The organism is Desulfomicrobium escambiense DSM 10707, from assembly GCF_000428825.1.
GTDB lineage: Bacteria > Desulfobacterota > Desulfovibrionia > Desulfovibrionales > Desulfomicrobiaceae > Desulfomicrobium > Desulfomicrobium escambiense.
In genome coordinates, this window is sequence record NZ_AUAR01000027.1 from 1 (window position 1) to 17,999 (window position 17,999).

A 17,999-nucleotide genomic window follows, 5' to 3' on the forward strand; every position below is an offset into this window, starting at 1 on the left:
AGAAGTGGCTCAGTTCGTTTGAACACGTTTGCCCGTTTCTTAAGTGGAATCTCCGCTCTTCTTACACTGCCATTCTCACTGGCGACATTCGTTCGGCGTAAGTCTCGTCAGGCGTTTTCTTGCCCAACCGTGAATGCGGCCGCTTTTGATTGTACCAATCCATGTATTCCATGATCGACTTCCGGGCATCGCTCACCGTGTCGTAGGCGTGCAGATATGCCCGTTCGTACTTCACCGACTTCCAAAGGCGCTCAACGAAAACGTTGTCACGCCAGGCTCCTCGGCCATCCATACTCAGCTTGCAGCCCATGTCCTTGACAGCCGTTACAAACTCGATCGCCGTAAACTGACTGCCTTGATCCGTGTTCACGATTTCCGGAGCGCCATAGCGGCGAAAGGCTTCCTGAAGCACATCGACCGCATGGCAAGCCTCCAGGGTGATCGCTATCTTTGACGCCAAGACCTTTCGGCTGACCCAATCCACGACCGAGGTCAGATACACGAAACCCTTGGCCATCGGGATGTAGGTCGTATCCAGAGCCCACACCTGATTGCTTCTTTCAATGAGCAACCCTCGTAGCAAATAGGGATATATCTTGTGCCCAGGATGCTTCTTGCTGGTGCCGGGCTTCCGGTACAGCGCAGCAATCCCCATGCGTGCCATCAACGAGCCGACATGCTTACGCCCAACAGCGGCGCCTGAGCGATTAAGTTGATCCCGAAGCATCCGGGCACCCATAAACGGATGCTCAAGATGCAGCTCGTCAATGCGGCGCATAAGCGCCAAGTCGGCGGCGCTCACCGGCCGAGGCTGATAATACACGGTACCGCGACTTATCCCGACCAGTTCGGCCTGCCGCTTGATTGAAACCTCGTGCTCGCGGTCGATCATCGCTTTGCGCTCAGCAATCCCACCTTGCTGAGTGCGCTTTCTAAAAAATCGTTCTCCAGTGTCAGTTGACCGATCTTGGCATGCAGGATCTTCAAGTCTACCGCCGGTTCACTCTCAGCCGATTTGCCGAAGACGGCGGCGGCCCGCTCGCTGAGTTGCCGCTTCCATTCGGTAATCTGATTCGGATGCACCTCAAAACGTTGCGCCAACTCGGCAAGTGTCTTGTCCCCGGCCATCGCCGCTAACGCTACCTTGGCCTTGAATTCTGCTGAGTGCTTCCGTCTCGTTCGCTTGGTCATTCTCTGCTCCCTGATCAATTCCGTTTGAAGGTGTCCGGGCTAGCAAAGTTTCCACCTAAAGGCTTGTGCAAATTTCCGGGGCCACTTCTTGATGGCTTGTTTCAAGAGCGAGCGTTGTCATATTAAGGGCGTTTCTTGGCAGGTCACTTTGTGATAAATTGGTAATTTGATTTCGGGACATTGCTTATCCAGCATTTGTTTTTTGCAGGTTAAAGAAATCAAATTCTAATCGAGGACTAAGCACAAATGGTCTCTAGCTTCGTACGGGCTGTTCTATCCCTCTAGTATTTCGCCGCTCGCTACTAGATTTTCAAAATAGGCTATTGTCTGTACCAATCCCTCGAGCAGGCGGACCTTCGGTTCCCATCCATACCGCGTCTGGGCGACGGCAATGTCTGGCTTGCGCTGGCGAGGATCGTCGTTGGGCAGGGTTTCAAAAGAGATCTCCGATGAACTGCCTGTCAATTCTATCACATGCTGGGCCAGTTCCAGGATCGTGAACTCCCCCGGATTGCCCATGTTCAACGGCCCACAGAACTCGCGATCATTCCGCATGAACCGGATCATCAGTTCCACCAGATCGTCCACATAGCAAAACGACCGCGTCTGCGACCCATCCCCGTAAATAGTAATGGGCTTGCCCTGCAGCGCCTGCATGATGAAGTTCGAGACAACTCGACCATCATTCGGGTGCATTCGGGGCCCATACGTATTGAACAGACGGCCGACCTTCACTGGCAGATCGTGCTGCCTGTGGTAGGCGAAGAAAAGCGACTCTGCGCACCGTTTCCCTTCATCATAGCACGAACGGTGCCCGATCGGATTCACATTCCCCCAATACGACTCCGGCTGCGGGTGAACTTTCGGGTCCCCGTACACCTCCGACGTGGACGCCTGAAAGATCGGGATCCGCAACCGCTTGGCCAACCCCAGCATGTTGATGGCCCCGTGTACGCATGTCTTGATGGTCTGCACCGGGTCGAACTGGTAGTGGATGGGCGAGGCGGGGCAGGCCAGGTTGTAGATTTCGTCCACTTCGACGAACAGCGGGAAGGTGATGTCGTGGCGGATAACTTCGAAGCGGGGGTTGGGGAGGAGGTGCTCGATGTTCTGCTTGGAACTGGTGAAGAAGTTGTCCACGCAGATGACTTCGCAGCCTTCCTGGAGCAGACGTTCGCAGAGGTGGGATCCCAAAAAACCGGATCCGCCCGTGACGAGGACGCGTTTTCGCAAGTGCATGATTTTCCCGCCATCCTGGCAAGAGGTGTCAAAATTTCCGCAGCCTGAGGCTGTCTGAAAATATTAAGCACCAGGCGTGCCAATGGTCGCGGGACTCGGAAAAAGGTCTTTTCTCGGGGCGGTTAGGTGCTGGCGGGAGTGGTGGGGTTATCCCCCCATCTGCTTCGTCGCGTACAACTTCATCTTCCGCGCCTCGGCGAACTCCGCGTTGATTGCCAGGGCGCGGTCGGCGGCGGCGATGGCGTTTTTCCAGCGCTTCTGGTCGAGGTAGACGCGGCCGAGGTTGAAGTAGATGGCCTCGTCTTTGGTCTGGCGTTCCAGGGCCTGGATGTAGAATTTCTCGGCCTCTTCGAGACGGCCGGATTTGCGCAGGACCATGCCGAGCTTGTTGAAGATGTGGGCGGAGTCCGGATTGTCGGCGTAGGCGGATTTGAGGTATTCGAGGGCCTCGTCGTATCTGCCGAATTCCAGGAACATGTCGGCCACGGTGACCTTGAGTTCCGTGTCCGTGCGGGCCGCGTCGATGAGGCGGTCGCAGACCTGCTTCGCCTTGGCGGGGTCGTCTTCCTGGAGGTGCTTTCTGGCCAGTTCGAGCTGCTTGCGGCGGTACTCGGCCAGGGCGGCCAGATGGGTGTTGGCCTCTTCGGCAAGATTTTCCTGCAGGAAGGCCAGCAGGGCGTAGAGGCTGGCAAGAAGTTCCTTTTCCTCGCCGGGCTTGTAGCTGATTTGCAGCGGGTAGATTTTCTTGAGTTCGCGGTCGTTGGCCAGGGCGTAGGCCGCCTTGTCCAGGGCCTCGGTGAAGGCCTGCAGTTCGTGCTTGAGGAGTTGGGCCTTGAGGATGAAGCCGACGGCATCGTGCAGGTTGGCCACGGCCGCAAGGAGCTTTCCCTGTTTCAGCAGCATGCTGGTTTCTCCAAGCTGTTTCTTCGCCTTGAGAATCTCTGCCGACATGGGCGCTCCTTGCGCGTGGTGCGCGGTCTGGGGTTACTGAACTTTGCCGGTTTCCAGCATGCGCCGGAAGCGTGCGAAGAAGTACTGGCTGTCGTGGGGGCCGGGGCCCGCCTCGGGGTGGTGCTGCACGCTGAAAATGGGCTTGGTCCGGTGCCGGAAGCCTTCCAGTGTTTTGTCGTTCAGGTTGAGATGCGTCTGCTCCAGAAAATCGAGACTCGATATGTCTACGCAAAAACCGTGGTTTTGTGAAGAAATTTCGATCTTTCGGGTTATGTCGTCCTGTACCGGATGGTTGATGCCGTGGTGGCCGAACTTCAGCTTGAAGCTCGTGCCGCCCAGGGCGATGCCCAGAAGCTGGTGGCCGAGGCAGATGCCGCCCACTGGGAAGTGCTCGCACAGCTCCTTGATGATGGCGATTTCGTCCTTGAGGGTCGCCGGGTCGCCGGGGCCGTTGGACAGGAAGACGCCGCTCGGGGACAATTTTTTGACGAGGGCCGCGGGGAATTTCGGGGGCACGGCCAGGATGGTCAGACCCTCGGCGGCCAGCAGGCGCAGGATGTTCCACTTGATGCCGTAGTCGTAGACGACCACGCGCACGGTGCCTTCGGACCCTTCGGGCCACAGGGGCAGGTCGCCGTCCATCTTCGCCGGGGCCGGTTCGGTACCGGTCCAGTAGTAAGGTTCCTTGGGGGCCACGAAGTCGACCAGGTTGGCGCCTTCCATGGAGGGCAGGGCCTTGGCCTTGGCGACAAGCTCCTCGGGCGTCAGGTCCTCGGTCGAGATGATGCCGCGCATGGCGCCGTTGATGCGCAGGTGCCGGGTCAGGGCGCGGGTATCGATGCCTTCCAGGCCCATGACGCCGTGGCGCACGAGGTAGTCGGGCAGGCTCTCGGTGGCGCGCCAGTTCGACGGCTTCTTGCAGCACTCCTTGACGATGAAGGCCGGGCAGTGGACACGCGAGGACTCCACGTCATCCAGGTTCACGCCGTAGTTGCCGATGAGCGGGTAGGTCATGCAGACCATCTGCCCGTAGTAGGAAGGATCCGTCAGGATTTCCTGGTAGCCGGACATGCCGGTGTTGAAGATGACTTCGCCGCCGGCCTCGCCGGGGCCGGTGAAGGACTGCCCGGCGAACCAGGTGCCGTCCTCAAGGGCCAGAATCGCTTTCATATATACTCTTCTCCTCGCATGAGTGCGCTGACTGTTTGCAGATCTTCGGGGCGGTCCACGCCGTGGCTTGCGTGCCGCGTGAGGGCCACATGGATGGGGATGCCGGCTTCGAGCAGGCGGAGCTGTTCCAGCTTTTCCAACCGCTCCAGCGGACTTTCGCCCAAAGCGCTGAATTTTTCAAGGATGCGCATGCGCAGTCCGTACAGCCCGATGTGCCCCAGATATTCCGGCGGGTTGTCGCGGCCGAAGGGCACGGGCGCGCGCGAAAAGTAGAGGGCCCGGCCGTCGGCCGCGCGCACGATCTTGACCCGGTCCGGAGACTGGGCCGCCTCGGCGTCGATGACGTGCCCGAGGGTGGTGACCTGCACGGCCGGGTCCTCGAAGGGCCGGATCAGCTCGGTCAGCATCTCGGGGTTCAGGGCCGGTTCGTCGCCCTGGACGTTGACGACGACGCTGTCCGGCGACGCGCCGAGCATCCTGGCCGCCTCCAGCACGCGGTCCGTGCCGCTGGCGTGGTCGCGGCTGGTCATGATGGCCTTCATGCCGAACTCATGGGCGGCCCTCAGGATGCGTTCGTCGTCCGTGGCCAGGGCAGCGGTCCCGACCAGCGGGCAGAGGGACGCGCGGTGCATGACATGCCAGAACATGGGCTTGCCGTGGATGAGGGCCAGGGGCTTGCCCGGAAAGCGCGAGCTTTCGTACCTGGCCGGGATGATGGCGTAGACGTCAGTCATGGTCCCTCCGTGAAAGAAATGGCGTGACGAGGGCGGCAGACGCGGCCGAGGCGCCCTGGCGCGTGCGCACGTAGTCCAGGGCCTTGGCCCGGACCGTGTCCCTGGGGGACGCTGGTTCGAGCAGAAAGCGGGTCAGTTCGGCCACGTCCGGGCTGCGGAAAACCAGGTCGTCAAAGATTTCCCCGCCCACCCAGTCGAAATTTCGGGTGTGGGGGCCGACGCAGGGCAGCACGCCCTGGGCCAGGGGCTCCAGGAAATTCTGGCCGCCGAGCCGGGCCAGGCTGCCGCCCACGAAAGCGCGCCGGGCCAGGGCGTAGGCCTGCCCGAGCTCCCCGAAGGCGTCCCAGAGGATGACGCCCGGCGCGGCCGGGCCAGTCAGGGCGCTGCGGCGGGTCCAGGGGACGCGGGCCTTCGCCAGCAGCGCTTCCCAGGCGGAGATGCGGTGCATGTGGCGCGGGAACAGGCCGATGACGCACTGCGGGTCTGCGGCGTGCAGGCGCTCCATGAGGTCGATGACAGTCGCCTCCTCCTGTTCGCGCACGGACCCGAGAACGAGAAATGGTCGCCCCTCGGGCACGAAGGCCGCAAGAGGGTTGTCGAGACGCGAGAGGAACGGCGCGTTCATGGCCCGATCGAACTTGATGTTGCCGGTCACGCTCGTCCGCTCGGAGCCGAAGACCAGCCCGAAGCGCCGTGCGTCGGCCGGGGCGATGGCCCCCACGGCCGCAGGGGCGAAAGCACGCAGCCACGGCCGAAGGAAAAGATACCCAGCCAGGGACTTGGGCGTCATGCGCGCGTTGACGACGATCACGGGCACCTTGCGGGCCGCGCAGGCCATGAGCAGGCCGGGCCAGATCTCCGTTTCCAGCAGCACCACGGCCCTGGGCCGGGCCCGGTCCAGCAGGCGCCCCATGAGCCACGGCAGGTCCAGGGGGAACATGCGGGCCTGCAGGTCTTGCGCATTCGCCTTGCGCAGCACGTCGAGGCCCTGGCTGGTGCAGGACGTGGCCAGGATCCTGACGCCGGGCAGGTGTTCCAGCAGGCTCGCCACCAGGGCGCATTCCCCGGCCGAGGCGCCCTGGACCCAGACGTCGCAGGGCGCGGGGCGGCCGAAGCCGAGGCGCTGTCGCCAGCCTTGGCGCATCCTGGGTGAAAAGAAAAGAAGGGGCCCGGCCGCGCACCACAGCAGGGTATACAGGGCGTTCAATGCACGGCGAACGGCGGCGGGCATCAGGTTCCGGGCCAGGGGCATCAGCGTTTCTTGCGCAGGCCCAGCTCGATGAGCCGCGCCAGGAGTTGTTCGAAGGACAGGCCCACGGCCTGGGCTTCCTGGGGCAGGAGGCTCGTGGCCGTCATGCCGGGCAGGGTATTGACCTCCAGCAGGTACGGCGTGCCGTCGGCCGCAAGCATGAAGTCCGTCCGGCTGTAGTCGGACAGCCCCAGGGCGTCGTGGGCGGCGCGGGCCATGGACTGCAGGCGCGCCGTCAGTTCGTCCGACACGGGCGCCGGGCAGATCTCCTCGGTGGCGCCGGGCTGGTACTTGCTGTCGTAGTCGAAGAACTCCCCGCGTTTGGGGCGGATGAGGATGGGCGGCAGCGTCTCGCCGTCGAGCACGCCGCAGGTCAATTCCTGGCCGCGGATCAGCACCTCGGCCAGCAGATCCTGGCCTGCGATCTCAGGCGTGGCGAGGTAGGCGTCGAGCTCCTCTTCGTCGCCGATGATGCCCACGCCCAGGCTGGAGCCGCCGGTGTTGGGCTTGACCACGATGGGGAAGGGCAGCAGGGGGCGCCACTCGTTGACGTGGCAGGCCGGGACGAACTCCCACTGCGGGGTGTCCAGCCCGGCGGCCTCGAAGATCTGCTTGGCCACGGCCTTGTTCAGGGCCAGGAGCGACGAACGGGCGTCCGAGCCCTGGAAGGGCATGCCGATGCGCTCCAGCAGGCACTGGATGAGTCCGTCCTCGCCGGGCGAGCCGTGCAGGTTGATGAAGGCGAAGTCGTGCCCTTGGGTTGCGGCGTAGAGGCCGCGCAGGTCTCGGGCCGGGTCGAAGAGGGTGACGGTGTGGCCCAGGGCGGTCAGGCCCTTTTCGATCTGGCGGGCGCCGCTTAAGGCCACCTCGCGCTCACCGGACCAGCCGCCGGCGATCAAAAGGATATTCATGGATTTCTTCTCCGAGAATGGTGCTGAAGAGGTGTTCGATGGCCTTGCCCTGGTCGTGGGCGCGCCGGACCAGGGCGCGGCTGCGCTCCGTATGTCCGTAGCGGGCGAAGAGGTCCTCGAAGCGTTCGTGCAGGTTGACGATCTTGTCGTGCTTGACCCGTTTGTCGGCGTAGATGACGGCCAGAGGCAGGAAAAAATTCTCCGCGTCGAGTTCCCCCGGCCAGTGCACGTGGTGGACGACTCCCTGGGCGATGCGCGGGTTGCGCGTCAGTTCCATGGTCCAGGCTGCGCCGAGCTGGCTGTGGTTGCCGCCGTGGACGATGGACCACGTCTTGCCCAGGTCGTGCAGGAGGCCAGCGGCGCGCACGGACTGCACGAAGTCGTCCCGGGAGAGCCCGTCGGGGTTGCCCAGTCCCTTGTCGGCGGCCATTTCCGCCAAGGCCGTGGCCACTGCGGCGACCAGTTCGCTGTGCATCTTGATGTGGTCGTACATGCCGTACTCGTCCCACCATGCGCGGCACTCCGCATCCGAGGGAATATGCCCTCCGGCGTGGTCGGAGATGGGGGTAGGTGGGAGATCGTTCATGCTGCGGGCCTTGGGGTTTGGAGCGGGCGCGGGAAGTGTTCATTGACACGGAACAGGCAGGGATTTAGCAACAGCGGTGACAAAAAGCAAAGCGGGAGATGTGCCCCATGTGCCTGGCTATTCCAATGGAAGTATTGACGATCGACGGCCGAAGCGCCGAGGTGCAGGTCGGCGGGACGCGCCAGACGGTCCGGCTGGATCTGATTTCCGAATCTCCGGAAGTGGGCGATTTCGTCATCGTCCACGCCGGCTTCGCCTTGACCCGGCTGGACCGGGAGGAAGCCGTCGCCACCCTGAAACTTTTCGAGGAAGGGCTGAACGTTGAGCTTATTTGACAACTTCAAGGACCCGGAACTGTGCAAGGCCCTGCTTGACCGCATCCACAAGGAACTGGACGGCGAACTGCGCTTCATGGAGGTCTGCGGGACCCATACGGTCTCCATCTTCCGCAGCGGCGTGCGCTCCCTGCTTTCGGACAAGGTCGTGCACCTCTCGGGCCCCGGCTGCCCGGTCTGCGTGACCCACGACAGCGAGGTGGCCGCGTTTCTGGAACTGGCCGGCAGGAACGCCATCATCGCCACCTTTGGCGACCTCATGCGCGTGCCCGGCCCGGACAAGAAGAGCCTCAAGAGCGCCCAGGCCGAAGGCGCCCGGGTCAAGGTCGTCTATTCGCCCTTCGACGCCCTGAAGCTGGCCCAGGACAACCCCGGCGACAAGGTCGTGTTCCTGGGCGTGGGCTTCGAGACCACGGCCCCGGCCATTGCGGCCACGGTCAAGGTGGCGCGCGAGCAGGGCATCACCAATTTTTCCGTGCTCTGCTTCCACAAGCTGGTGCCGCCGGCCCTGGACGCCCTGGTGGGCGACCCGGAGCTCAAGGTCCAGGCCTTTCTGCTGCCGGGCCACGTTTCGGCCATCATCGGCGTGGAGCCCTACCGCTTTCTGGCCGAGAAGCACGGCCTGCCATCGGTCGTGGCCGGCTTCGAGCCCGTGGACATCCTGCAGGCCCTGCACCTCTTCGTGACCATGCGCAATGAAGGGCGGGCCGAAGTGGTCAACGCCTACACCCGCGTCGTGTCCGACGCCGGCAACCCTAAGGCCGTGTCGGTCATGCACGAGGTCTTCGAGCCGGCCGACGCCCTGTGGCGCGGCATCGGCCTCATCCCGGGCAGCGGCCTGACCGTGCGCGAGGAGTACGCGGCCTTCGACGCCATGCGTGTCTTCGGCATGGAGCTCAAGGATGTCCCGGCCATCAAGGGCTGCCGTTGCGGCGACGTGCTCAAGGGTAAGCTCTCGCCCGACGGGTGCCCGCTCTTCGGCAAGGCCTGCACCCCGGCCGCACCCGTGGGGCCGTGCATGGTCTCGACCGAAGGGTCGTGCGCAGCGTATTACAAGTATAAAGTTTAGGGGCGCCCGCCGAAAATTGATTCTGGACTGCGTTGCTCACCGATTTTGAAAGGTTCATGTAGTCGGCTACACTTCACCTTCCAAAACCGGCTCGCGCCTTGCCAGAATCAATTTTCGACGGTCGCCGACGGTTTTTCTTTCGGCCAGAATTTTGAATAGGCATCTCAACAAGGGAGAAGCGAGTGGACAGGGTTCTTCTGGATTACGGCAGCGGCGGCAAGGCTTCGCATCGGCTCATCGGCGAGCTGTTCCTGAAATATCTGGGCAACGCGGTCCTCGACCGCCTGGACGACGCGGCGTTCCTGGAGATGAGCGGGCCTTTGTCCGTGAGCACCGACACCTTCACTGTCGACCCCATCTTCTTTCCCGGCGGCGACATCGGCTCCCTGGCCGTGCACGGCACGGTCAACGACGTGGCCATGCTTGGCGCCCGGCCCCGTTACCTGACCTGCGGGTTCATCCTGGAGGAGGGGCTGCCCATGGCCGACCTGGAGCGCATCGTGGAGTCCATGGGCCGGGCGGCCCGCGAAGCCGGGGTGCTGGTCGTCACCGGCGACACCAAGGTCGTGCCCAGAGGAGCCGTGGACAAGATCTTCATCAACACCACCGGCATCGGCGAAGTCTTCGTGCCCGAGGCCCCGAGCGGCCATCGCGCCCGCCCCGGGGACGCCATTCTCGTCAGCGGCTTCGTCGGCGATCACGGCCTGGCCATCCTGTCCAAGCGCGAAGGACTGACCTTCGAGGCGCCCGTGCTCTCGGACTGCGCCTCCCTCAATCATCTCATCGTGCGCCTGCTGGAAACCGTCCCCGAGGTGCATGTCCTGCGCGACCCCACCCGCGGTGGCGTGGCCACGACCCTGAACGAGATCGCCGGGCAGTCGGGCGTGGAGTGCCGGATTCTGGAGTCGAGCATCCCCGTGCGGCCCGAGGTCAGCGGCGGTTGTTCCTTCCTCGGCCTCGACCCGCTCTATCTGGCCAACGAGGGCAAGTTCCTGTGCATCCTGCCCCAGGAGCACGCCGAGGCGGCCCTGTCCGTCATGCGCGAGGACCCGCTGGGCCGCGACGCGGTGCAGATCGGCACGGTGCGCGCCGAACACCCCGGCAAGGTCGTGCTGGAGACGCCGCTGGGCGGCACGCGCCTCATGGACATGCTCGAGGGCGAACAGTTGCCGCGCATCTGCTGACATGATCCGCACCTTCGTCGCCATCGACTTCGAGACCGCGGACTCGCGCCGCGACAGCGCCTGCGCCGTGGGCCTGACCAAGGTCCGCGGCGGCGCCGTCGTTGATTCCCTCTATGGCCTCATCCGGCCGCCGCGCTCGCGGTTTTCGCCGTTCTGCGTAGGCGTGCACGGCATCCATTGGTCCGACGTCAAGGACAGCCCGAATTTCCGGGACTTCTGGATCGAGAACGCCGGCTTCCTGGAGGACGCCGACTTTCTGGCCGCCCACAACGCGAGCTTTGACAAGGGCGTGCTCGGGGCCTGCTGCACCATGGCCGGCCTACCCGCCCCGCGTCTGCCCTTCGTCTGCACCGTGAACCTGGCCCGCAACCAGTGGAACTTGCGGCCGACCAAGCTGCCCGACGTCTGCCGCCATTTGGGCCTGACCCTGAACCACCACCACGCCGGCTCCGACGCCGAGGCCTGCGCCCGCATCGTCATGGCCGCCGTGGCCGAAAACCCCCGCTGTCTCGACCCGTTCGGCGTGTAGGAGGACACATGCCCCTGACCCAGGCCCAGATGCGGGCCCACATCTTTCTGGTCATTCTCGACAAGTTTTCGAACACCGAGGAGCGCCGCCGCGAAGCCCTGGCGGAATATTTTCTGGTGACCATGCCCAACGTCTCCCAGGAGGCCGCCGACCGCCTGGCCGGCCTCATCCCGGACCTCATGCCGGAACTCTACTCCAAATGGATCGGCGAGTTCGCCGACCGCCTCTTCGAGACCATTCCCGACGAGCAGATCCAGCATCTCTGCGACGGCACAGCGGAAAACAACGCCGCCATGGGCCTGGTCTTCCTCATGTTCATGGAATCCGAACGCATGGAAAAGCAGGCCGAAAAAGACCTGCGCGCCTACGCCCTCAAACACTCGGGCAGCGACGACATGGGCGACCTGGTGGCCGCCTACCTGCACGGCAAGGTGGACGCGCTGCGCGAGGAAGTGACAGGGGAGAAGGTGCAGTAGGCCACGGCGGTTATCGTCGATATCCCGATGTGAAGGCGAAACATGGGCGTTCCCTAATTTGCCGCTCGGGCTTTCGGGTCATGTCAAACTTCACGCCCTGTCTGCATGTCATTCCCGCGAAGGCGGGAATCCATGCCTTTGATTTCATCCGAAGCAAGATGGATTCCCGCCTTCGCGGGAATGACGCATAGGTACGCGGTTCTCTCTTCATCATCTGCGTCACCACGCATGAATGCCCTGCGGCCGCGCCTTACTGCGGTTTCTTGCGGCAGGCACGTGCGCTCGAACGAAAAAAGCCCGCCCAGGCGAACCTGGACGGGCTTCTTCATTTTGAAGCGGTCGCGACTTAGGCGAAGACCTTCTCGAACTTGGGCACGACGTCCTTTTTGCGGGACATGACCTTGGGCAGCCAGGCCTTTCCGTCCACGGGCTTGGCGCCGAAGGCCTTCTCGACCACGGAGGCGTCGTCGGAGGCGATCAGGATCTCGGAGCCTTCCTTCATGATGTCGGTCAGCAGCAGGAACACGGAGTGGTTGCCCTTCTCGGCCTTCAGTTTGGCGATGTCGGCGGCCAGGTCGCCCTTGACGGCGTCGAGGATGGACAGGTCGACGACTTCCAGCTGGCCGATGCCGACCTTGGTGCCGTTCATGTTGAAGTCCTTGTAGTCGCGCAGGACCAGCTCGCGGGCCGGGGTGCCTTCAACGGCGGATTTGACCTTGAACATTTCCATGCCCAGGGCGGCCAGGTCGGCGATGCCGGCGATCTTGCCCAGTTCGGCAGCGGCTTCCTTGTCGGCCGGGGTGCAGGTCGGGGACTTGAAGATGACGGTGTCGCTCAGGATGGCGCACAGCATGATGCCGGCGATGTTCTTGGGGATCTCGACGCCGAAGTACTTGTACATGGCGGTGATGACGGTGGCGGTGCAGCCCACGGGCCAGATCCAGCACTCGAGCGGGCTGGAGGTGGTCAGGTCGCCCAGCTTGTGGTGGTCGACGATGCCCAGGACTTCAGCCTGCTTGATGTCGTCGGGGAGCTGAGCCAGATCGGAGGTGTCGACCAGGAAAACCTTTTCGCCGGCGAAGGCGGTCTTTACGGCAGGAGCGGCAACGCCGAACTTTTCCAGGATGAACTTGGTCTCGGGGGGCAGCTCGCCCTGGGCGGCCGGGGTGCAGGCCACGCCCAGCTTGCTCTTCAGGTCGGCCAGCGCGATAGCGCTGCAGATGGTGTCGGAATCAGGATTCTTGTGACCGAAAACATAAACGGACATGGTATTCCTCCTACAAGGGTTTATTGACCAACAATAAGTTTGTGCCAAATATCACAATTATTCGCGGCTGCCAAGAGAGAACATTGTGAAGATATTGTCAAGGGTCAGAGCGTGAGCAGAACGCCGAGCACGAGACTCGAGCCGGCCAGGGCGTAGGCCCGGGGCAGGCGCAGCGCTAGGACGGCCCCGGCGCAGGCCCCGATCCAGAGCATCGGCCAGGACGGCTGCGGCCCCCCGGCCACCCAGGGTGCCGCCAATCTGACGACTGCCAGCAAGGCTGCGGCGCAGGTCAGATAAAGGGCGAAGCCCAGGACGAACATCTCGCCCAGGGCCTGGAAGACAAGGCGGTCCGGCGTGTAGGGGTGGCTCACGCCGCGCCTGTTCCAGATGATGAGCCTGTTGTAGCTCAGGTTCTGGCGTTTGCGGTAGCGTTGTTCCACCCAGGCGCCCAGGTAGGCCAGGGGGAGGGAGAGAACCAGGATGAGGGTCGTGAGGCGCATGTCCGCCTCGGGCACGCAGGCCAGCGCGCCCAGGGTGGCGGTCAGGGCCAGCAGTCCGTGGGGCGGGATGAAGGTGCCGGCCGGGAAGAGGTCGAGCCACAGGAGTTCGAAGAAGATTCCGGCGCTCAGGGCCGGCTGCAGCCTGAAGGTCAGGAGCGCCCAGAGCATGGCGCCGAAGAGGGGGCGGTGGACGAAGCCCAGGTCAAGGGCAAAGCGGGTCAGCCAGAGCAGGGCAAAAAAAAACCGCCTCCGGCCAGAATGGTGAAGTCGTGCAGGGTGATCATGACGGTTCCGGGTGGTTCATAGGTTGACCTTTGGCGTGGCCGTGGGCACGCAGCGAAAGTCGATTTCCACGTCGTGGTCCGCGAAATACTTGAGGCAGCTGCGGTCGTCGGGCCCTAGGGCGATATGCTCGCAGACCTGCTCCTTGCCCGGCCCGTAGTGCAGATTGCCGATGTTGACCTGGGAGAAGGACAGCCCTGCCATGTGCGCGGACCTTGCGTCGGCGCAGGTCGAAAACAGCACCATGACGTGCGGTGAGGCGTTCCCCTTGAAGAGGCGTCGCAGCACGTCGGGCGTTTCGGCCACGGTGCAGCAGACGAAGGACACGTCGCTCGGGACGGCCAGGCTCATGATTTCCTGCCTGAGTGCGTCGGAGGCCAGGTCGTCGTTGGCCACCACCAGGGTCTTGGCCCGGATGTGCGGCAGCCAGGCCTCGATGACCTGACCGTGGACCAGTCGGTTGTCGATGCGGAACCAGAGCACGCCTAGGCCTCGCCGATCTTGCGGGTCAGCACCTCGCCCGCGAGCACGATGCCCTGGATGCCTGCGTTTTTGGCATTCTGGGCCAACTGGGTCAGCTCCTGGTCGCGCATGCCGAGGATGCGCAGCAGCATGGGCAGGTTGACGCCGGTCAGGACGTCGACCTTGCCGGGCTGGAGCAGGGACAGGCTGATGTTGGACGGCGTGCCGCCGAACATGTCGGTCAGGATGATCACGCCTTCGCCCGTCTCCATCCGTTTGACGGCGCTTTTCAGGTCCGTCAGCAGGGTGGCCATGTCCACCGCGCCTTCCACCGCCAGGTGGGCGCATTGTTCCTGCGGCCCCAGGATGGTCTGGGCAGCCTCCAGCAGATGCTGGCCGAACTGGCCATGGGTCACCAGAATCACTCCAACCATTCTTCCTCCAGAAAGCGTTATCCGAGACTGAAATGTCGATGCTCCACCGAGACGGTGTACCCGCACGCCCTCAGGTGGGCAAGCACGGCTTCGGTCACGGCCACGGAGCGGTGCCTGCCGCCGGTGCAGCCGAAGGCCATGGTCAGGCGGTAGCGCCCTTCCCTGGCGTAGAGGGGCACGGTGAAGTCGAGAAATTCCAGGAGCCTCTTCAGGTACTCCCGGCCGGGTTCGCCGTCCAGGACGTAGCGGGCGATGGCTTCATCCTGTCCGGACAGGGGGCGCAGGTCCTCGACGAAATAGGGGTTTGGCAGGAAACGCAGGTCCATGACCGTGTCGGCCTCGGCCGGGGCCCCGTACTTGAAGCCGAAGGAGATGAGGTGCACGCGCATGCCCTGGCTCTGGCTGGCGATGCTCGCCCACTTGTCCTGGATGACGCGGCGCAGGTCGTGGACCGAGTAGTGGGACGTGTCGACGACCAGGTCGGCTTGGTTGCGGATGGGCTCCAGAATCTCCCGTTCCCGGTCCAGGGCGGCTTCCAGGCCCAGATTGCCCGTGGCCAGGGGGTGGGGCCGGCGCGTGGTGGCGTAGCGGCGCAGCAGAACCTGGTCCGAGGAGTCCGTGAAGAGGATGGTCGGGCGCACCGACAGCTTCTCCATGTCCTGCAGCACTTCACGCCACTGCCCGGCGAAGTCGGGCTGGCGCAGGTCCATGCCCATGGCCAGGCCCGGGTAGTCCTTGGACGGGGACGAGAAGAACAGCTCGATCAGGGCCGGGGCCATGCGGGCAGGCAGACCGTCCACGCAGAAGAAGCCCATGTCCTCGAAGACGCGCAGGGCCGTGCTCTTGCCGGAGCCCGACATGCCCGAGACGATGACGACGTTTTTGAGTTCGCTGCGTTTTTCCATGTGGGCGTGCCCTGCGCGGTTTTCAGACGGACTGCAGCAGCCGCCACAGGCTTTCGCCGTCGGCGGCGTCGGAAAAAGCCTGACGGAAGCCGGTGTCCTTGAGCAGGCGCGAGATTGTGGCCAGGATCTTCAGGTGCAGGCCCACCACGTTGGAGGGGGCCAGGACCGTGAAGAAGATGGTGGCCGGCTTGTGGTCCAGGCTGGCGAAATCGACGCCCTCGCGGCTGCGGCCCACGATGACCATGACCTGGCCGAGGCTGTCCAGCTTCCCGTGGGGGATGGCGATGCCGTCGCCGATGCCCGTGGTGCCGAGCAGTTCTCGGTCCATGAGCACCTGGGCCACGCGATTGGCGTCCACGCCGGGAAATTTGGCCGGAAGCGACGAAACGAGTTCGGCCAGGACCTCCTTCTTGGTCCTGGCCGAAAGGTCGGGAATGATCAGGTCCTTGTCCAGATATTCGGCAAGCTTCATGCCCTTATACCCCAGGGTCGATGAGGCCGAAGTCGCCGGTCTTGCGGCGGTAGATGACATTGACGCGTTCGTTCTCGGCGTTCAGGAAGACGAGGAAGTCGTTCTCCGTCTTGCCGAGCTGCATGGCGGCCTCTTCGACGACCATGGGTTTGGGCTCGAAGTGGTCGGTCTGCTGGATGCTCTGTCTGCGCTTGCCCGTGGTGTCCTCGTCGAAGCTGATGACGTCCATGCGCACGGTCTCGCCACCGGCCTTGCGCTTGCTCTTGTCCTTGTCGCGGATCTTGCGCATCTGGGCCTCGAGCTTGTCCCACACCATGTCCACGGTGGAGTACATGTCCTCGCTGTCCTCGCGGGCGGAGATGTGCACGTTCTTGCCGGTCAGGACGACGTCGGCGATATGGCGGAATTTCTCGACTTCGAGATTGACCTGCAGTTCGGCGTCAGGGGTGCCGGCCATGAATTTGCCGAGCTTGCCGAAACGGTCCTTGGCGTACTTGCGCAGGTGGTCGGAAGGGTCGAAGTTCTTGAAGTTGAAGACAATCCTCATGGAATCCTCCTCGTCAGTTGAGGGTCAACCCCGCGTCTTCCCCGAAGGGCGGCGAAGGGTGGGATATCAAAACACCTGCTTGCGCTTGGATGAGGACTCGATGCCCAGAACGGCGCGGTATTTGGCCACCGTGCGGCGGGCGATGTTCACATCCAGCTTCTCCTTGAGCACCGCTGCGATCTTCTCGTCGCTGTAGGGGTGCTTAGGGTCTTCCTCGCTGACCATCTTCTTGATGATGGCCTTGACGGATTCGGAGCCCACCTGGGTGCCGTCGTCCATCTCCAGCGCGGAATTGAAGAAAAATTTCAGCTCAAAGATGCCGTGCGGTGTGGCCACGTACTTGCTCGTGGTGATGCGGCTGACCGTGGACTCGTGCATCTCGATGTCGTCGGCCACGTCCTTGAGGATCAGGGGCTTTAGCTTGGTCACGCCGTGCTCGAAGAAGGCCCGCTGAAACCGCACGATGCTCTCGACCACCTTATACAGGGTTCTCTGCCTTTGGTGCAAGCTCTTCATGAGCCACATGGCCGAACGCATCTTGTCGTGCAGGTACTCCCGGTCCGGGCCCTTCACCGCCAAGTTCGTGTCTTCCATGTAGTAGGGGCTCAGCTGCAGCTTGGGCAGGCCGTCGTCGTTCATGACGATGACGAAATCGCCTTCGTACTCGTAGACGAAGACGTCGGGGCTGACGAAAACGGTGTTGTCGCTGCCGTAGCTCGCGCCGGGCATGGGGTCCAGGGTCTGGATGATGTCCAGGTAGGCCTTCAGGTCCTCCATCTGGATCTTGAACTTGCGCAGGAGCGGCTTGTAGCGGCGCTTCTCGATGTCTTCCAGGTGCTCGTCGACCAGGGAGATGAGGATGGGGTCGTCCTGGCCCAAGACCTCCAACTGGATGAGCAGGCACTCCTTGGGGGAACGGGCGGCCACGCCTACCGGGTCGAAGCGCTGCAGTCGGTACAGGACGGACTGGACCAGGGCCAGGGGCGAGAGGGTCTCGGAGGCGATCTCCTCGGCGCTGGTCGTCAGGTAGCCCAGGGAGTCCAGGTTGCCGATGATGGCCTCGCCGATGGCCTCCTCCTCTTCGGTTATGTTGGAGAGGCAGAGCTGCCACAGAAGGTGGCCTTCCAGGGAAGGCTTGCCCGAGAGCCTGGCCTCGTAAGACATCATCTCTTCGAGGGCCTCGGTCTCCTTGAACTGCACCTGCTTGGTCGTACTCGAAAAGTCGCCGAGGTAGTTCTCCCAGTCGGCGTTGCGCATGAGCTCGGCGTCGTCGAAGGACACGTCGGCCCGCTGCTCGGCGGGCGGGGCCTGGGCTTCGACCTCCTCGGAGAGTTCCCGCGGCGCTTCCTCAAGCATCGGATTTTCCAGCAGTTCCTGCTGAACGGCTTCGAGGAGCTCGAATCGGGAGAGCTGAAGCAGCTTGATGGCCTGCTGCAGCTGCGGAGTCATGACCAGCTGCTGCGTCAGCTTGAGGTTCTGTCGAAGTTCAAGGCCCATAGTGTCTCT

General features: G+C 63.3%; 22 protein-coding genes. 5 read left to right on the forward strand and 17 right to left on the reverse strand.

Annotated elements, in window-relative coordinates; all coding sequences use genetic code 11:
- Positions 1-61 precede the first annotated feature (61 nt).
- The 8 genes from G394_RS0115290 to G394_RS0115330 all read right to left on the reverse strand — a co-directional run bounded on the left by G394_RS0115290 (position 62) and on the right by G394_RS0115330 (position 8,031).
- A protein-coding gene (locus G394_RS0115290) for an IS3 family transposase (protein ID WP_156902399.1) occupies positions 62-1,191 on the reverse strand; the annotation gives its coding sequence in 2 pieces (ribosomal slippage) (positions 62-945 and positions 945-1,191; 1,131 coding nt in all).
- 273 nt (positions 1,192-1,464) lie between these two features.
- Positions 1,465-2,430: a UDP-glucuronic acid decarboxylase family protein gene (locus tag G394_RS0115300; protein WP_028578411.1), complete on the reverse strand. Its 966-nt coding sequence runs from the start codon at positions 2,428-2,430 to the stop codon at positions 1,465-1,467.
- Positions 2,431-2,577: 147 nt separating this feature from the next.
- Positions 2,578-3,381, reverse strand: coding sequence for a tetratricopeptide repeat protein (locus G394_RS0115305; RefSeq protein WP_028578412.1), 804 nt, complete (start codon positions 3,379-3,381; stop codon positions 2,578-2,580).
- Between the two features lie 33 nt (positions 3,382-3,414).
- Complete coding sequence (gene carA / locus G394_RS0115310; protein WP_028578413.1) at positions 3,415-4,551, reverse strand: glutamine-hydrolyzing carbamoyl-phosphate synthase small subunit; 1,137 nt, start codon at positions 4,549-4,551, stop codon at positions 3,415-3,417.
- Positions 4,548-5,285, reverse strand: a complete 738-nt coding sequence (kdsB, locus tag G394_RS0115315) for a 3-deoxy-manno-octulosonate cytidylyltransferase (RefSeq protein ID WP_028578414.1) — start codon at positions 5,283-5,285, stop codon at positions 4,548-4,550. The genes carA and kdsB overlap by 4 nt, the downstream gene beginning before the upstream one ends.
- On the reverse strand, positions 5,278-6,537 hold the full coding sequence (locus G394_RS0115320; RefSeq protein ID WP_051307244.1) for a 3-deoxy-D-manno-octulosonic acid transferase: 1,260 nt from the start codon (positions 6,535-6,537) through the stop codon (positions 5,278-5,280). The genes kdsB and G394_RS0115320 overlap by 8 nt, the downstream gene beginning before the upstream one ends.
- Positions 6,537-7,445 (reverse strand): D-alanine--D-alanine ligase family protein, encoded by a 909-nt coding sequence (locus G394_RS0115325; RefSeq protein ID WP_028578416.1) that lies wholly within the window; start codon positions 7,443-7,445, stop codon positions 6,537-6,539. The genes G394_RS0115320 and G394_RS0115325 overlap by 1 nt, the downstream gene beginning before the upstream one ends.
- On the reverse strand, positions 7,408-8,031 hold the full coding sequence (locus tag G394_RS0115330; RefSeq protein WP_051307245.1) for an HD domain-containing protein: 624 nt from the start codon (positions 8,029-8,031) through the stop codon (positions 7,408-7,410). The genes G394_RS0115325 and G394_RS0115330 overlap by 38 nt, the downstream gene beginning before the upstream one ends.
- 107 nt (positions 8,032-8,138) lie before the next feature.
- Here G394_RS0115330 and G394_RS0115335 point away from each other — a divergent pair, with 107 nt between their 5' ends.
- The 5 genes from G394_RS0115335 (at position 8,139) to G394_RS0115355 (ending at position 11,624) form a co-directional block, all read left to right on the forward strand.
- Positions 8,139-8,366, forward strand: a complete 228-nt coding sequence (locus G394_RS0115335) for a HypC/HybG/HupF family hydrogenase formation chaperone (protein ID WP_028578418.1) — start codon at positions 8,139-8,141, stop codon at positions 8,364-8,366.
- A complete protein-coding gene (gene hypD / locus G394_RS0115340) occupies positions 8,353-9,435 on the forward strand; it encodes a hydrogenase formation protein HypD (RefSeq protein ID WP_028578419.1) in 1,083 nt (360 codons plus the stop codon). The genes G394_RS0115335 and hypD overlap by 14 nt, the downstream gene beginning before the upstream one ends.
- 182 nt (positions 9,436-9,617) lie before the next feature.
- Positions 9,618-10,619, forward strand: coding sequence for a hydrogenase expression/formation protein HypE (gene hypE / locus G394_RS0115345; RefSeq protein ID WP_028578420.1), 1,002 nt, complete (start codon positions 9,618-9,620; stop codon positions 10,617-10,619).
- 1 nt (position 10,620) lies between these two features.
- Entirely contained in the window at positions 10,621-11,148 is a 528-nt protein-coding gene (locus tag G394_RS0115350; RefSeq protein WP_043776202.1) for a 3'-5' exonuclease, read from the forward strand.
- An 8-nt stretch (positions 11,149-11,156) separates the two neighbouring features.
- Positions 11,157-11,624: a hypothetical protein gene (locus tag G394_RS0115355; RefSeq protein WP_028578422.1), complete on the forward strand. Its 468-nt coding sequence runs from the start codon at positions 11,157-11,159 to the stop codon at positions 11,622-11,624.
- Positions 11,625-11,707: 83 nt separating this feature from the next.
- On the opposite strand, the gene G394_RS21290 is transcribed toward G394_RS0115355, so the two are convergent.
- The 9 genes from G394_RS21290 to rpoN all read right to left on the reverse strand — a co-directional run bounded on the left by G394_RS21290 (position 11,708) and on the right by rpoN (position 17,990).
- On the reverse strand, positions 11,708-11,953 hold the full coding sequence (locus tag G394_RS21290) for a hypothetical protein (RefSeq protein WP_156902637.1): 246 nt from the start codon (positions 11,951-11,953) through the stop codon (positions 11,708-11,710).
- Positions 11,954-11,970: 17 nt separating this feature from the next.
- Entirely contained in the window at positions 11,971-12,891 is a 921-nt protein-coding gene (locus tag G394_RS0115360) for a manganese-dependent inorganic pyrophosphatase (protein ID WP_028578423.1), read from the reverse strand.
- Between the two features lie 104 nt (positions 12,892-12,995).
- A complete protein-coding gene (locus tag G394_RS0115365; RefSeq protein WP_028578424.1) occupies positions 12,996-13,559 on the reverse strand; it encodes a hypothetical protein in 564 nt (187 codons plus the stop codon).
- A gap of 132 nt (positions 13,560-13,691) precedes the next feature.
- The gene (locus G394_RS0115370; protein WP_028578425.1) at positions 13,692-14,156 is read right to left on the reverse strand and encodes a PTS sugar transporter subunit IIB; all 465 of its coding nucleotides are present in this window, start codon (positions 14,154-14,156) and stop codon (positions 13,692-13,694) included.
- A 2-nt stretch (positions 14,157-14,158) separates the two neighbouring features.
- On the reverse strand, positions 14,159-14,569 hold the full coding sequence (locus G394_RS0115375; RefSeq protein WP_028578426.1) for a PTS sugar transporter subunit IIA: 411 nt from the start codon (positions 14,567-14,569) through the stop codon (positions 14,159-14,161).
- Positions 14,570-14,586: 17 nt separating this feature from the next.
- Entirely contained in the window at positions 14,587-15,474 is an 888-nt protein-coding gene (rapZ, locus tag G394_RS0115380) for an RNase adapter RapZ (RefSeq protein ID WP_028578427.1), read from the reverse strand.
- 22 nt (positions 15,475-15,496) lie between these two features.
- Entirely contained in the window at positions 15,497-15,946 is a 450-nt protein-coding gene (locus tag G394_RS0115385; protein ID WP_028578428.1) for a PTS sugar transporter subunit IIA, read from the reverse strand.
- Positions 15,947-15,950: 4 nt separating this feature from the next.
- The gene (gene hpf / locus G394_RS0115390; RefSeq protein WP_028578429.1) at positions 15,951-16,493 is read right to left on the reverse strand and encodes a ribosome hibernation-promoting factor, HPF/YfiA family; all 543 of its coding nucleotides are present in this window, start codon (positions 16,491-16,493) and stop codon (positions 15,951-15,953) included.
- 66 nt (positions 16,494-16,559) lie between these two features.
- Positions 16,560-17,990: an RNA polymerase factor sigma-54 gene (rpoN, locus tag G394_RS0115395; protein WP_028578430.1), complete on the reverse strand. Its 1,431-nt coding sequence runs from the start codon at positions 17,988-17,990 to the stop codon at positions 16,560-16,562.
- Positions 17,991-17,999: the final 9 nt, after the last annotated feature.